The sequence below is a fragment of the Nocardia farcinica genome (genome assembly GCF_029867845.1).
Classification (GTDB): Bacteria; Actinomycetota; Actinomycetes; order Mycobacteriales; family Mycobacteriaceae; genus Nocardia; species Nocardia farcinica_A.
The window spans coordinates 1-1,019 of record NZ_JARWRU010001050.1 but is presented as its reverse complement, the minus strand read 5'-3'; the positions used below and the strand labels follow the sequence as shown (position 1 = coordinate 1,019).

At 76.4% G+C, this 1,019-nt stretch carries 1 pseudogene; it reads left to right on the top strand.

What is annotated here, in order from left to right:
• Positions 1-776: pseudogene (locus QH283_RS23165) on the top strand (cobyrinate a,c-diamide synthase); the annotation flags it as partial.
• Between the last annotated feature and the right edge of the window lie 243 nt (positions 777-1,019).

Genomic DNA, 1,019 nt, shown 5'->3' with positions numbered 1-1,019 from the left:
GCACCGTGAGCGGGCCCGCCTGGGACCCGGGTCGCGAGATCGCCCGCGCCGTGGCAGTGTCGGAGGCACGAGCGCCGGGTGCGGCGGTCCGCGACGCCGGAGTGGAGGCCGCGAGTGCTCCTGGCGGCTTCGCCTCCCCGCCCGCGGGGGAGCCACTGGTGGCGATCGCCGGTGGCCCCGCCTTCACCTTCGGCTACGCCGAGCACCGTGAACTGCTCGCCGCCGCGGGCGCCCGCGTCGAGGTCTTCGATCCGCTCCGCGACGAACTGCCCGCCGGCACAGCCGGTCTGGTGCTGCCTGGCGGCTTCCCCGAGGAGCACGCCGCGGCGCTGGCCGCCAATACGCCGCTGCTGGCGCAGGTCGGGGCGCAGGCGGCGGCGGGCCTGCCGATCCACGCCGAATGCGCGGGCCTGCTGTACCTGACCCGTTCACTTGACGGACACGCGCTCGCCGGAGTCGTCGACGCCGATGCCGAATTCGGCCCGCGCCTGACCCTCGGCTATCGCGACGCCGTGGCGGTGGCCGATTCGCCGCTGTGGCGGGCGGGCGAACGGGTGCGCGGACACGAGTTCCACCGGACCCGTCTGGTCCGTGCCGACACCTCCCGCCCTGCCTGGGGCTGGCGCGATCCCTCGGGGTCGGCCGTCCGCGAAGGACTGCTCAGCCACCGGGTGCACGCCTCCTACCTGCACACCCACCCCGCCGGAAATCCCGTGGCCACAGCGCGGTTCGTGGCCGCGGCCGCGGCGTACGCACTCGCGCACGCGGCGCGCTGAGCCGGTGACAGGATCGATGACCCCCGGCCGGAGGCCGGCGTGAGGGCGGCGGACGTGCCGAGCGGGGTGGTCGTGGTCGGCGTCGGCTTCCGCCCGGGAACCGGCGCGGACCGGATCGTGGCGGCGGTGCGCGCCGTCCTAGGCACCCGGGCCAGGCGGGGGCAGGGCCCCGTGGGCCGGCGCGCAGGCGGACCCCGGTTAAGCGAGGCGGCCCCACGATTTGGGCTGCCCGTGGGCGCCATA